The sequence below is a fragment of the Moraxella marmotae genome (assembly GCF_042219885.1).
Classification (GTDB): domain Bacteria; phylum Pseudomonadota; class Gammaproteobacteria; order Pseudomonadales; family Moraxellaceae; genus Moraxella; species Moraxella marmotae.
Map to the genome: position 1 here is coordinate 1,254,681 of NZ_JBHJHR010000002.1, position 13,597 is coordinate 1,268,277.

General features: G+C 47.1%; 11 protein-coding genes. 4 read left to right on the forward strand and 7 right to left on the reverse strand.

Annotated elements, in window-relative coordinates:
• Positions 1–315: 315 nt before the first annotated feature.
• From thiS to pal, 6 genes are all read right to left on the reverse strand, one after another.
• Entirely contained in the window at positions 316–516 is a 201-nt protein-coding gene (gene thiS, locus ACFBZI_RS05895; RefSeq protein ID WP_375715471.1) for a sulfur carrier protein ThiS, read from the reverse strand.
• A 44-nt stretch (positions 517–560) separates the two neighbouring features.
• Positions 561–935: a DUF423 domain-containing protein gene (locus ACFBZI_RS05900; RefSeq protein ID WP_375715472.1), complete on the reverse strand. Its 375-nt coding sequence runs from the start codon at positions 933–935 to the stop codon at positions 561–563.
• 175 nt (positions 936–1,110) lie between these two features.
• Positions 1,111–1,965 carry an RNA polymerase sigma factor RpoH gene (gene rpoH, locus ACFBZI_RS05905; RefSeq protein WP_375716323.1) on the reverse strand — a complete coding sequence of 285 codons (855 nt, stop codon included), beginning with the start codon at positions 1,963–1,965 and terminating at the stop codon, positions 1,111–1,113.
• Between the two features lie 487 nt (positions 1,966–2,452).
• Complete coding sequence (locus ACFBZI_RS05910) at positions 2,453–2,779, reverse strand: sulfurtransferase TusA family protein (RefSeq protein ID WP_375715473.1); 327 nt, start codon at positions 2,777–2,779, stop codon at positions 2,453–2,455.
• Positions 2,780–3,248: 469 nt separating this feature from the next.
• A complete protein-coding gene (locus ACFBZI_RS05915; protein ID WP_375715474.1) occupies positions 3,249–3,875 on the reverse strand; it encodes a 4'-phosphopantetheinyl transferase family protein in 627 nt (208 codons plus the stop codon).
• A gap of 171 nt (positions 3,876–4,046) precedes the next feature.
• The gene (gene pal / locus ACFBZI_RS05920; RefSeq protein ID WP_375715475.1) at positions 4,047–4,571 is read right to left on the reverse strand and encodes a peptidoglycan-associated lipoprotein Pal; all 525 of its coding nucleotides are present in this window, start codon (positions 4,569–4,571) and stop codon (positions 4,047–4,049) included.
• A 287-nt stretch (positions 4,572–4,858) separates the two neighbouring features.
• On the opposite strand from pal, the gene pepN reads away from it, so the two are divergent.
• From pepN to ACFBZI_RS05935, 3 genes are all read left to right on the forward strand, one after another.
• Positions 4,859–7,438, forward strand: coding sequence for an aminopeptidase N (pepN, locus tag ACFBZI_RS05925; RefSeq protein ID WP_375715476.1), 2,580 nt, complete (start codon positions 4,859–4,861; stop codon positions 7,436–7,438).
• Positions 7,439–7,808: 370 nt separating this feature from the next.
• Entirely contained in the window at positions 7,809–9,185 is a 1,377-nt protein-coding gene (locus ACFBZI_RS05930) for a 3-deoxy-D-manno-octulosonic acid transferase (protein ID WP_375715477.1), read from the forward strand.
• Between the two features lie 156 nt (positions 9,186–9,341).
• Positions 9,342–10,154 carry a lysophospholipid acyltransferase family protein gene (locus tag ACFBZI_RS05935; RefSeq protein WP_375715478.1) on the forward strand — a complete coding sequence of 271 codons (813 nt, stop codon included), beginning with the start codon at positions 9,342–9,344 and terminating at the stop codon, positions 10,152–10,154.
• 225 nt (positions 10,155–10,379) lie between these two features.
• On the opposite strand, the gene ACFBZI_RS05940 is transcribed toward ACFBZI_RS05935, so the two are convergent.
• The gene (locus ACFBZI_RS05940) at positions 10,380–12,743 is read right to left on the reverse strand and encodes a penicillin-binding protein 1A (protein ID WP_375715479.1); all 2,364 of its coding nucleotides are present in this window, start codon (positions 12,741–12,743) and stop codon (positions 10,380–10,382) included.
• 295 nt (positions 12,744–13,038) lie between these two features.
• On the opposite strand from ACFBZI_RS05940, the gene ACFBZI_RS05945 reads away from it, so the two are divergent.
• Positions 13,039–13,500 carry a pyrimidine dimer DNA glycosylase/endonuclease V gene (locus ACFBZI_RS05945; protein ID WP_375715480.1) on the forward strand — a complete coding sequence of 154 codons (462 nt, stop codon included), beginning with the start codon at positions 13,039–13,041 and terminating at the stop codon, positions 13,498–13,500.
• Positions 13,501–13,597 lie beyond the last annotated feature (97 nt).

Genomic DNA, 13,597 nt, shown 5'->3' on the forward strand with positions numbered 1-13,597 from the left:
TGATTTTAAAAATTGGAAAAATTGAATTTTGAAAAATTGGGAAAATATAAAAATAAAAATTTGGCAAAAATGAATTTGATAAAATAAAAAACCACTTGGGCGGATAATTTGGATCAAAATCCACAAAACACTTGCAAAAATCGCTCGGCTGTGCGATAGTAAAACCATACCCAATGATAATCACTAACAGGCATTTTGGTTGTCATTGGGTATTTTTGTTTGTGCTGATTTTGGTTAAAATAATTTTAATATTTGGTTAAATTTTATTGATAAATAAAACCAGCAAACCGCCAAATCAGTAAATCAGCAAAAACATCAGCCGCCGCCGACCGCTTGCACCACTTCGATGCTCATGCCGTCTGTCAGTGGCGTGGTATTTAGGCGAGATTTGGGCAGCAGTTGCCCATCGATTTCCACCGCAAAGCGTCCTTGGTTTAGGGCGTGTTTATCGAGCAGCTGACCGATGGTGTCGCTGTCGTCTTGGAGCGTTTGTCCGTTTAGGGTGATTTGTTTCATGGCAGTCCTTGGGTGATTGGGTGGTTGGGTGATTTGTGGGCGGATTAGTGGGGCGAGTGGGTGAGTTTTGGGCTTTTGATGGCGAGCGTCAGCCACGCTAGGATAAACAGCGTGCCACCGATTGGCGTAATCGCTCCGAGCCACTTGGGGGCTCCCAGTGCGATGGCGTACAGACTGCCACCAAAGATGACGATACCAGCTTGCATGAGTGCAGCACACAGATGCAGACGGTGGCGACTCACGGCGTGCAGCACACCGATGGCAAGCAGTCCTAAGGCGTGGACGAACAGGTATAAGGTCGCTTTTTGCCAGATGTCAATGGCATAAGGGTCGGCAAAGTGCTTTAGCCCATGAGCGCCAAACGCCCCCAATGCCACACCGATGGCAAGATTGACGGCGGCAATTTTTAGCCAGTTCATAAATCACCTTTAGCATTTGATTTGATAAATTTACAAATTATTTGACGCTCTCACATTCAGCACGGGCGTTTTTGGTCAATCGTCGCCAGTGGTTGAGTGATTACGCAGTCTATTTATACCATATTTAGCAAAAATACACCAATTTTTGGCGTAGGTTTGGTTTTTAATAACTTGCTCAATCTTCCAAAATCATGCGGTCAAGGGTGATGGCTTCTTTGATTTTGTCCATGGCGTTTTTTTCGATTTGGCGGACTCGCTCGGCGGAGATATTGTACACCGCCGCCAGCTCGTGCAGGGTGGATTTTTGGTCAGCCAGCCAGCGTTGGGTGATGATATCACGAGAGCGGTCGTCTAGGCTGTCCATGGCGTCTTTGAGTGCGGTGGTGGTGTTTTCTTCCCAGTCGGCTTCTTCGATGACATCGGCAGGATTGACCGCATCTTCTAAGAACAGCTGCGGTGCATAGCGACCTTCGTCATCGTCCGAGCTTTGGGCTTCAAAAGACGCATCATAGCTGGTCAGCCGTGATTCCATTTCTAGCACTTGGGCGACTGTAACATTCAGATCATTAGCGATGGCGGTGGCTTCGTCCAGTGTCAGCTGATTGTTGGATTTTTTGAGACTGCGCAAATTAAAAAACAGCTTGCGGTGTGCCTTGGTGGTGGCGACCTTGACGATACGCCAGTTTTTGATGACAAATTCGTGAATCTCTGCCTTAATCCAATGTACCGCAAAACTCACCAAACGCACGCCCTTATTGGGGTCAAATCGCTTAACCGCCTTCATCAAGCCCAGATTGCCTTCTTGGATCAGATCGGCTTGGGATAGGCCATAGCCTGAGTAGCTGCGTGCAATATGAATCACAAACCGCAGATGGCTCATGACCAGCAGGCGAGCGGCTTCAACATCGCCATCGTGATAATAACGCTCGGCTAGGGCTTTTTCTTCGTCTGGCGTGAGAATCGGAATCTGATGCACGGTGTTGATATACGCACCCAGATTGACCCCGGGGGCTGCCAGATGGGTGGGCATGGCAGGCACAAGATCACGAGTGGCGATGGTGTGCGGATTGATTGCAGGCGTGGCTTTGGCAACTGGAGTAATCGCCGTGCTGACGGCTGGGGCGGCGGCATAGTCGTCCAAATCGTCCAAATCATCATCGATAATTTGGGCGTATTCGTCATCAAGCTCACCAAAGCCGTCCAGCTCATCAATCAGCGTCTCATCAAGATCAGCGTCATAGTCATAACTGTCATAACCGTCATGATTATCATAGCCATCATAGTCGTGATAATCATCGTGGGTGCGTTTAGATGCCATTGTTTTATTTTCACTTATTATAATAAAAAATACTTGAGTGCTATTGTAGGTAATTTTTGGGCAATTCGCCAGTGTTTGCCGCACAAATCACATAACTTTTACAATCTGTAAAACTTGCCTAACCTTGGGCGTGTTGGTGTGAGCTTGGCATAAGTTTGGCATAAGGCGGCATGGTTTTGGTGCGTCTGCATCACACAGCTTACAGCGGCTTTATGATGATAAAATGATAAATCGCACCGCCATCGCCATCGGTTCGCCAAGTGTGTGCCGTCAGAGCGTTTTTTTGGCAATATGCCATCAGATCGGTTTGTGAATTTTTGTCGGTGGCGACAAGGTACAGAGCTTGACCACCAGCGACGCCACGCAGGGTGATTTTGGCTTTGAGCAGTGGCATGGGGCAGGGCAATTGCCGAGCATCAAAAAAACTTGCCACGGTTTGACTATCCAAACCAAGCTGTGCCAACTGAGCTGATAAACTTTGGGCAAAAAATGCCTGTTCGCTGCTATCTAAAGTGTCAAAAATCATAACCTTGTCGCTCGTCAATTTGCCCCAACCAAAATGTTAAATGCCAAATGTTAAATATCAAAATTGTTAATACCAAACTATTAATACCAAAATCGCCAATATGATAGCGATTCATCTTAGCAATATAAAAAAAGTTTAAAAATTTGTGATTATCCGTCTGGCTTAGATGGGGCTGATTGTCCATTTTACAAGAGCGGTGGGTGATTTTGCTTTTTGGTAAATCAAGCAAATGTTGGCAGGTTTGCATTTGCCAATTTTAGCAATTTTATTAACTTTAACAATTCTGCCAACTTTATCCACTGTACCAATTTTTATCAATGTTAAAATTTGCCAAATTTGAACAATCTGATACCGCCCATTTTATCAATAATTCTGCCGACAATTTTACTAACCGCTTTATTTACCAATCCGTTTGCCAAGTTGATCGCAGTGATTTTTAAATATGTTTTGGGTAATATTTAAAAACCGCTCAAATGTTGCATTCAAAAACTGCCGTCAGCCTGTCGGTTGGCTCATTATAAATACGCCACTGCTGATGGTCAATCAGAACAGGCTGGGTGCGGTGAATGCCTGCCAAGCATGCCGAAAAATCCGCCTGCATACCAGCGTGCAGTTTGCCAACAGACAGCTTGATGGCGCATTCTTTGAGCCGCCACAGCGTGTCAATATCATGCTGGGCATGGCTGGGATTGGCTTTGATGATGTCCAGCTCATTGGCGTGATAATACCGCTCGGCGATGGCAGGATTGACGGTGTTTTGTTCGATGTCGATGGCACAGGGCGTGGCGGCGACAATCAAGGCGATGGCGTGTCCAGAGTGGCTAAAGCTGACAAAATGCCGTGCGTTATCGCTGATGATTTGATAGGGAAATTGCCCATCAATAAAATTACCCACAATGCCGCAATCTGTCATTACTTGGGCAAGTAAAGCACGCACACTGGCGGATTGTCGCTGGCGGTGGGTGGTTTTTTGGGTGAGATTTTTTGAATTGACATCATCAGCACGCACCTTGGCACGCATCATGGCATGAGCGATAATCACGCCATCAGTAGGGCGGATTAGGCAGGGTGAATGATACAAATCGGTGGCTGTCATGGGCGTTTGGCGTGTATTTTTTTTTGCGTGCGATTTGGGCTAAAAATCACAAAAAGCCCAAAATCGCTTTGAGCTTTTTTGATGATTGGCTCGGCTTGGTTGAGCTTCGTGCCGATTTGCCAAATTTTTATCAAGTCTTGTTAAATTTTATCAAATTTTATTAAATCTGAATCAATAAGACAGCTCGGCACGGCGATTTTGTAGCCACGCTTCTTCGGTTGAGCCTGCTGCCAATGGGCGTTCTTCGCCAAAGCTGACAATTTCTACATTGGCTTGATTGACACCTTTACCCAAAAGATAGCTACGCACGGCAGCGGCACGACGCTCGCCCAGCGACATGTTGTATTCACGGCTGCCACGCTCATCGGTATGACCTGCGACCAGCACTCGAGCGGTTTGGTTTTCGCTTAAGAATTTGACTTGCTGATCAAGCACCGCCGCCGCTTGTGGCTTGATGACATCAGAATCAAAATCAAAATGCACCAAACTTGGCAAACTTGCCGCCGCTGACTTGATGGCATCAGAATTCTGCACCAGTGGCGTGCCAGTATAGACCGCGCCTGTGTAGCCTGTCGGCACAGCGACATTGGGAGCGACCACGACATTGCCAGTGGGCTTATGAGCACAGCCTGTCATGGCGACAGCCGCCAAGATACCAGCAATGGCGGTCAGTTTTAGATGAAGTTGATATGGCATAAAGCACCTTTTATTATTTTTTACAATCAGTTTATGGTAAGTGAAGTAAAAGCAGGCGATGATTGCAAATCTTTCACAACTGCAAACAGATGTAAATATAATGACAAATTTACCAACATTTTACAAGAATTTTTTGACAAATTTACTCAATTGGTCTAATCAAGTTATCCAATCGATAAAATCTACCCAAAAGATGGCAAAAGTGGTGGGGTAAAATTGCTTAATGCTGGAAATTTTGGTACTATTTAGCCATTTTTGACAACTTTTCTCAATTAAGGATAAATCTGATGAGTACACCGACCAACACTCCCCAAAAAATCTACCTAAAGGACTACACGCCGCCAGCGTATCAAGTGGACAAGGTGGATTTGGATATCAAACTGTACCAAGAGCATGCCACGGTTGATGCACGCTTGGCGATGGTGCGAGCGGACAAGGGCGATTTGGTGCTGCTGGGGCGTGGGCTGTCGCTTGATGAAATTCGCCTAAATGGTGAAGTTTTGGACGCTGCGGCTTATCGCTTGGACGATGAGAGCCTAACCATCATCGATGCCCCTGATGTGGCGGTGGTTGAGACCAAAGTTACCATCAAACCGCAGACTAACACCACGCTTGAAGGCTTATACCAATCAGGGCAAGGCGATGAGATGATGTTTGTGACGCAGTGTGAGCCTGAAGGATTTCGCAAGATTACCTTTTTTCCTGACCGCCCAGATGTGCTGGCAGAATACACCACTCGCCTAGAAGCCCCCAAGAGCTTTGGTACTTTGCTTGCCAATGGCAACCTTGTCGAATCAGGCGATGTTGATGACGCACGCCATTATACCATTTGGCATGACCCCACCAAAAAACCCAGCTATCTGTTCGCTGCGGTGATTGCCAATTTATCTGTGCTACAAGACAGCTACACCACGATGGAAGGCAGACAAGTGCTGCTTGAGCTGTACGCTGTGGCACACGATATCGACAAATGCCATGTCGCCATGCAAGCACTCAAAGACGCCATGAAATGGGACGAAGTGAACTATGGGCGAGCTTATGATCTTGATCGCTATATGATCGTGGCAACCAGTCAATTTAACATGGGTGCGATGGAAAATAAGGGTCTAAATATCTTTAACACCAGCTGCGTGTTATCCAGCCCAGAGACCGCCACGGACGAACGCAGTTTTCGAGTCAAATCGGTGATTGCTCACGAGTATTTTCATAACTGGACAGGCAACCGCATCACTTGCCGTGATTGGTTCCAGCTGTGCCTAAAAGAAGGCTTTACGGTATTTCGTGACCAAAGTTTTTCAGGCGATTTTCGCTCCAAAGCGGTGCAACGAATCGAAGATGTGGCATTGCTGCGTTCGGCACAGTTTGCCGAAGATGCAGGCAGCTTGGCACACCCTGTACGCCCAGAGAGTTTTGTAGAAATTAACAACTTTTACACCATGACCGTCTATGAAAAAGGGGCGGAAATCGTGCGAATGATTGCCAATTTTTTAGGCGAAGATAAGTTCCGTCAAGGCACAGATGAATATTTTGCTCGCTATGATGGGCAGGCGGTAACGGTTGAAGATTTCTTGTCCGCTTTGTCGGTGGCAGATGTCAAAGTGATGGACTTTTTGCCGTGGTATCGTCAGCCGGGTACGCCAGTGTTGTCAGGCAGTGCGTGCGTCAAGGGTGGTTCGGTGGTGGTCAGCCTGTCCCAAAAAACTCGCCATGTTCCCAATTATGATGCACCGATTGCCTTGCCAATTCCTGTGGATACGGCGATTTTTGACAGTCAAACAGGGCAAATTTTGGCATCAAAAATGCTGCTTTTGACCACAGACAGTGCTGATTTTGTGTTTGATGACATCAAGCTGTCGGCAAATGCTCGCCCTGTGGTGTCGGTATTACGCAATTTTTCTGCACCTGTCAAGCTGGATTTTGAGTACACCGATGAAGATTTGATGGCATTGGTGGCGTTTGAAAATCAAGGATTTAACCGTTGGCAAGCGGTGCAAACTTTGGTCAATCGCTGGCTGTTTGGCAGCTTGGATCGTGCCGATAATATCGTTTCGGTGCTAAAAGCGGCGACCGAATCACTGCTAACGACCGATCCGATGCTGGCAGCTCGCTTGTTTGACATACCTAGCCAAAAAGAGCTGGCGATGGCGTATGACAGCGATTATGACCCAGTCAAAGTCAAGGCTCGCCGTGATCAATTGCTCAAGCTCATCGCCGATGGCTTGGCGGACAAGCTGGGTCAGTGGTACCAAGCCTTGCCGATTGTTCCTTATGAAGATACGCCAGACGCTCGTGGCCGCCGCTTGCTACGCAATGTGTTGCTGGATTTGCGTTTGACGGCAGGCGATACGTCGGCGTGTGCAGATGCGTATCATCAGTACAACCACGCCAGCTGTATGAGCGAGCGTTTGGGGGCATTGTCGGCGATTGTGGATCACAATCTGGACGAAAAAGCAGCGTATTTGGCGGACTTTTATGAGCGATTTGCCGCCGAAGAGCTGGTGATTGATTCATGGTTTAGCGTACAGGCGTTGTCTGCTCAGACAAGTGTGGCGGACATCGCCAAGCTGATGGCACGAGACGATTATGACTATAACACGCCAAACCGTGTCCGTACGACTTTGGGGGCGTTGGCAGCCAAGCCTGTGCAGCTGTGGACGGCAGAAGGCATGGACTTGTATTTGTCATCGGTGCTGCGTTTAGATGCGACCAATCCGCTGTTAGCGGCACGCTTGCTGTCGGCATTGGCACGCTGGAACACTTTGCACGACCAAGCCAAAACGATGGTCAAAGACAAGCTAACCCAGCTACAACAACAAGCTGGCTCAAAAAATGTTTTGGAGTTTTTGGGCAATATGTTAAGCGAATAAGCCTAATTGGGCATGATAAACGGATAAGCTGCTAAACTGTTGGGGCGATTTTATCATTGCTTTGATGGTTTGGTATGCTGATGAAAATATGGCAAATTGCCCAAAAAAAAGCGAAAATTTTTGCTAATCTTGGGTAATTTGCCAATTTATTCATGTGCATTTTGCTAAACTATTTATTGCTAAATTGCTAAATTGCTAAATTGCTAAATTGCTAAATTGCTAAATTGCTAAATTGCTAAATTGCTAAATTGCTAAATTGCTAAATTGCTAAATTGCCAAGCTTATTTTAATCACGATTTTGACCATTTGTGTTTTATTTGATGAGATTGGCTTTATCAAATAATCCAATTTTTATAAAAATTAAATCACCATGACCACAACTGCCATCAAGCCGCCATTGTATTACCGTGTTGCCATCAATTTGCTAGCACCGTTTTATCGGCAAAAAGTCATCAAAAAATCCAAAACTCGAGCAACGCTCAAGCGAGAGCTTGCCGAGCGATTTGGTGAGCAGTATTTGCCAACGCCAAAGGGCGTGCGTGGCGTGATTTGGTGTCATGCGGTGTCGCTGGGCGAGCTGAACACCGCTTATCCGCTGCTTGTGCGTTTGCTGGGCTTAGGCTATGGGTTGTGGGTCAGCAGTACTACGCAGACAGGTTTTGAGCGTGCTGCCAAACTGTTTGCCAAGCAGATAGAGTTTGGGCGGGCGATGCACAGCTTTGTGCCTGTGGATAAGCCTACGGTGCTTGAGCGGTTTTTGGATCATGTGCAGCCACTGGCGGTGATGTTTATTGAGACTGAACTTTGGGCAAATACGCTGTATGCTTGCCGCCGCCGTGGGATTAAGACGATGATGGTTAATGCTCGTTTGACTGAAAAATCCTACCAAGGCTATGCCAAATTTGCCAAAGTCAGCCAAACGATGATGGCAAATCTTGATGGCGTCATCGCCCAAGATGCGGCATCGGTACAGCGATTCACCGACTTGGGGGCGGCTCATGTGGCACTGGCGGATTCGTTAAAATGGGTCAGTGTCAGCACCATCAGCGATGAGCAGGCAAGCCTTGCCAAGCAGGCCACGCAGCAAATCGCCCAAGCTGGCAAAACGCACCTTTGGGTGATGGCAAGCACACACGATGGCGAAGAGCTGTTGGCACTGCAGGCACATCGGCGGTTTTTGGATAAATTTGCCGATGCTTTACTGATTTTGGTACCACGCCACCCAGAGCGATTTGATAGCGTGTATCAGCTGTGCCTTGATAACCATCTGACCGTGGCACGCCGTTCATTGGGCGAGCCAATCACCAAGGATACCCAAGTGTATTTGGCAGACAGCATGGGTGAGCTGATGGCGTGGTATCAAGTAGCAGATATTGCGGTGGTGGGCGGATCGTTCGTGCCTGTCGGTGGGCATAATCCCATCGAGCCTGCCAGCTTGGGCAAGCCGATTATCATGGGCAGCTATGACACCAATTGCCATGAGCTTGTGGCAGCCCTAAAGCGTGCTGGTGCGTTGGCTCAACTGGAAACTGATGATGGCAATCCTACCAATGAAAACAATTCCACCAATGACAGCAGTCTTGCCAAGCGGTTGTCCGACGCGTTGATGCAGGCGTATCTGTACCAATGGCGTGGCGATGGCGGTGCGGCTTTGGTTGCCCAAAAACAGCGTGCCTTGGACGATCAGCTAGGCTTTGTGCTGGCATTGATTGGGGCGGATTTTGATAAAAAAGCGATTGCTGATTGAAACCACCACCGATAAAATAATTTGGCATTTTGCCCAACTTTGATAAATAAGACAAACAGATTTACAAATCAACTTACAAATGTAAACTAAAATACTTGATTTTTTTTGAGTTTGGGTTTAGTCTGTATCGTCAAAATAGACAGCTAGGCAAACACTATGAATTTTATCAGCAATCAATATCGGCGAACTCGAGCAGCGGTCGGCTTGACCAGTACTTTGCTGGGCGGCTTTGGCATGGCGTATCGGGCAGGGGCGTTTGGCGATGAAGTGCCACGCAAGAAACTGACACCTTATATCCAAAAATTTTGCCAAAAAATGGCAAATTCATTCGGCGTTACGGTCGTGCAAGTCGAGCCAGTGCCGCAGGTACACGGCTTGTGGGCGAGTAACCATGTATCGTGGCTGGACATTCCAGTGGTTGGCAGTGTCGCTCCGGCGTTTTTTTTATCAAAAGCAGAAATCGCACAGTGGCCGATTTTTGGGCGATTGGCGAGAGCGGCAGGCACGCTATTTATCCAGCGTGGCTCAGGTGATGCTGGCGATGTCAGCCGACAAATTGCCGATTTTTTACAAAATGGCTCATCGGTGGTATTTTTCCCCGAAGCGACCACCACAGACGGCAAGCAAATCAAAAAAATCTATGGCAAATTGCTCAAGGCGGCGATAGATACCGATTTGCCGATTTGTCCGATGGTTATCGCCTATGTCAATCAAGATGGCAAGCTGTCCGATGAAGCGGCGTACTATGGCGAGCGTACGATGGTGCAGAGTCTAAAAGCGGTTGCCGACACCAAAGGCATCACCGCCTATGTGCTGCCTTTGGTACCGATTTATCCTGATGGGCGAGATCAGCGTGAGCTGACGGAGATTTTGCAGCAGGCGATGCAGGACGGTTTGGCACGCCTACACAGCCGTGTGCTAAGCACACCCCAAATCGCCCAAACTGCCCAAAACACTCAGATGGCTTGATTTTTATTTGGCTTTTACTTAATTATAACTTGATGAATTATTCATGTAAATTTAAATAAAAGCCAAACAGTGTGGGCAAATTGCCATGATGTTATCAATTTAATTCATGGCATTTCATCAAATCATCTCATCAACGCCACCAAATTTAAGCCCAAACCCAAGAAAATATTTGGGTTTGGGCTTAAGTTTGGATTGGTGCAAAAGATAAGCTGGCTGTCAAGCGGTTTAATCTTTTAAATCAATCACTTTTTGGGTGGATTTGACCGCTTTTGAGCGATCTTCTTTGCTGACCCATTGGTTCGGTCTGCCACGCAATTCATGACGCATAAAGTCCACCCAAATCGGCAAGGCTGCCACGCCGCCAAATTCGTGAGCCCCTAGCGGTGATGGTGTATCAAAGCCAACCCAGACGACCGCCACTTGGGTTGGGTGAAAGCCTGCAAACCAAGCGTCTTTGGCAAGGTTGGTCGTACCTGTCTTACCACCGACATCGCCACGACCTAAGGCGCGGGCACGGCGAGCCGTACCACTGGTGATGACTTCACGCATCATGTTAGAGATGTTGTAAGAAGTCTCTTGCGACAGCACACGGGGTGCTTGTGTGGCGGCGATATACTGCGGTGCAGCTTTTGGATTGAGTCGGTCGCCTGCTGGTGTGCCAGCGGCTGGCTGTTCTGTGGCTTGGGCTTTTTGGGCTTCAAACTCTTCTGCCAGCTTGGCGTTTTTGGCTTGCAGATGTTCGTTAAAGCACAAGGCACACGCCTGCAATGGATTGGCTTGATAAATCACATCGTTGTGGAAATTATAAATTCGCTCCACAAAATACGGCTGAATGCGATGGCCGCCATTGGCAATGGTCGAAAACCCTGTTGCCATTTGTAGTGGCGTTACTTCGGCAGCACCCAATGCCAGTGCCAGCGTCGATGGCATACGCTCCATTTCCAGACCGCCCATGGCATTCATCAAGTGGCGTGTCTCGTCAATGCCTGCCGAACGCAGCAAACGAATAGCTGGGGTGTTGCGTGATAATGCCAACGCACGGCGTAGCGTCATATTGCCTGTGTAGCGACCATCAGCATTTTTTGGTCGCCAGCTGCCGACACGAATGGCAGCGTCCGAGACCATGCTGTCTGGCGTGTGCTTGCCTGATTCTAGGGCAGACGAGTAAACAAACGGCTTGATGATAGAGCCGGGCTGACGATAGCCTTGGGTAGCACGGTTAAATTTGCTGTGATTAAAGTGAAAACCACCGACCACCGCACGCAACGCCCCATTTTCTGGATCTAGCGAAATCAACGCCCCTTGTACTTTGGGGATAGATTCCATTTTCCATGCGGTTTTGGCTTCGTTAAGCGGTGAGATGCGGACGATGTTGCCGACTTTGACCATCTGATGGGCGTTACTATAACCGCCGCCCACATGGTTGGCACTGTAATAGCGGCGCGCCCAGCTCATGCCAGACCAGCCGATATTGACTTTTTCGCCAGATTGTAGCTCGGCTTCAAAGCCATTGTTAGATACTTTGGTCACTTTGGCAGGGTAAATGTTGTCAAAGTTTTTGCGACCAGCAAGCTCGCCTTCTTCGGCTTCGACACCACGCCAACCATGGCGACGGTCATAGCTACGCAGACCGCTGACCAATGCTTTGTCGGCAGCCAGCTGTGATTGGCTATCAACCGTGGTCTGGACACGCCAGCCAGAATCCATCACCGCTTCGCCATAACGCTCAACCAGCGATGAGCGAGCCATCTCTGCCAGATATGGCATATTCATATCCAGCTTTTCTCGGTATAGATTTAGGTTAATCGGCTCGGCGATGGCGGCATCACGCTCGGCAGCACTGATAAAGCCTTCTTCAAACATACGCCCCAAAATCCAGTTGCGGCGTTCCATGGCACGCTCAGGATTGACCACGGGGTTATAGGCAGATGGGGCTTTTGGCAAGCCAGCAATCATCGCCATCTGAGCAATACTCAGCTCTTGCAATGGCTTGCTATAATAACGGCGTGCTGCCGCCTGAATGCCATAAGCGTTCTCGCCAAGGTAGATTTTATTGACATACAGGGTCAAAATTTGGTTCTTGGTGAGTTCGTTTTCGATTTTACGAGCAATGAACAATTCGGTCAATTTGCGATCGATGGTGCGTTCAGGGCTTAAAAAGTAGTTTTTTGCCACCTGCATGGTGATGGTTGAGCCACCAGTTTGTGATTCGTTATCAGTAACCACTTCGGTCAATGCACGCCCCATACCCTTGACACTGATACCGCTGTGCTGAAAAAAGGTATCGTCTTCTGCTGCCAAAAACGCATGAATCATATGCGGCGGAATTTCTTCAAAAGTTACCGGCAAAGAGTAACGGCTGCCGTATTGACCGATGAGTTTATTATCGGCAGTATAAATCTGTAACGGCATTTCAAACTTGACATTGTCAATATTTTTGATATTGGGCAAAGTCGGCTCAAGGTACATCGCCATACCATAAAAGCCAATCGGAAAAGCCAAAATCAAAATTGCCAATAATGCCAAAATCGCCAACAAAATCTTGACAATGATGGCAATCAGCGACGCAGAAAAAGAATTGTTCGACATAAGAATGCTTGCTTGCTATAAATCTGGTGGTTATTTTACTAGGTTGTGGGTAGAATAGCTAGTTTTTATTGGTAATTAAGTGCCGCCTACCCACGAAATTTTTGTAAGTTTTGTGTTATGCCAATTGGTTTGGGCAGCACTGCCTTGGTTGTCTTTTGATTATCTTGTGGATAAGTGCTTTATTTTACTTAAATTCACCTGAATCAATCTTAACAAATTTTAATCAACCAAGCAATTTTAATTTAATTTGAATTTATTTGAATTTTAAATTTGCTATTTAATAATGGTGCAAACCGTGACTCGTGTAAATTTGATTGACCCTGATTTATTAACCGATCAGCATTTATTTGCTGAATATCGTGAAATTACTCGCATTTTTGTTTTGGTGCAGCGTGCTTGCCAAAAGCATCGCTTGGCAGATATTCTTAAAAAAGTCCCCGACAGCTATCGGCTGGGTACGGGGCATGTGTGCTTTTTTTATGACAAATTGGCTTTTGTTGAGCGGCGTTATTTTTTGTTAAAGGCAGAGCTGCAGCGGCGACAATATCAATTTACGCCAAAAGACGACATCGTCAATTTTCGTCAGCAGATTGATGGGCGGTTGTATCAAGATTTTCAGCCGCAAGCGGCAGATGTGGCGTTGTCGGTGTCTCGCTTGCTTGACAAAATCGCTGCCAAGCCAAATTGGTATCGCTGGCATGGTGATGTGATTGATGATGAGCAATATTGCCAGCAGTTACGCCGTTTGATGGGCTAAATTTTATTGATAAATTTTAAAATCTGACAACTCTTACAAATCTGGCAAATTGTGCAAATTGTGCAAATTGACAAATTTTGATTGAAGATTTTTTTTC

Coding starts and splice junctions, on each gene's coding strand:
- rpoH (WP_375716323.1), bottom strand. CDS start 1,965: ATGCCCACCCATCTGGCAGCCCCCGGGGTCAATCTGGGTGCGTATATC.
- ACFBZI_RS05935 (WP_375715478.1), top strand. CDS start 9,342: ATGAATTTTATCAGCAATCAATATCGGCGAACTCGAGCAGCGGTCGGC.
- pepN (WP_375715476.1), top strand. CDS start 4,859: ATGAGTACACCGACCAACACTCCCCAAAAAATCTACCTAAAGGACTAC.
- ACFBZI_RS05900 (WP_375715472.1), bottom strand. CDS start 935: ATGAACTGGCTAAAAATTGCCGCCGTCAATCTTGCCATCGGTGTGGCA.
- ACFBZI_RS05915 (WP_375715474.1), bottom strand. CDS start 3,875: ATGACAGCCACCGATTTGTATCATTCACCCTGCCTAATCCGCCCTACT.
- ACFBZI_RS05910 (WP_375715473.1), bottom strand. CDS start 2,779: ATGATTTTTGACACTTTAGATAGCAGCGAACAGGCATTTTTTGCCCAA.
- ACFBZI_RS05930 (WP_375715477.1), top strand. CDS start 7,809: ATGACCACAACTGCCATCAAGCCGCCATTGTATTACCGTGTTGCCATC.
- pal (WP_375715475.1), bottom strand. CDS start 4,571: ATGCCATATCAACTTCATCTAAAACTGACCGCCATTGCTGGTATCTTG.
- ACFBZI_RS05940 (WP_375715479.1), bottom strand. CDS start 12,743: ATGTCGAACAATTCTTTTTCTGCGTCGCTGATTGCCATCATTGTCAAG.
- thiS (WP_375715471.1), bottom strand. CDS start 516: ATGAAACAAATCACCCTAAACGGACAAACGCTCCAAGACGACAGCGAC.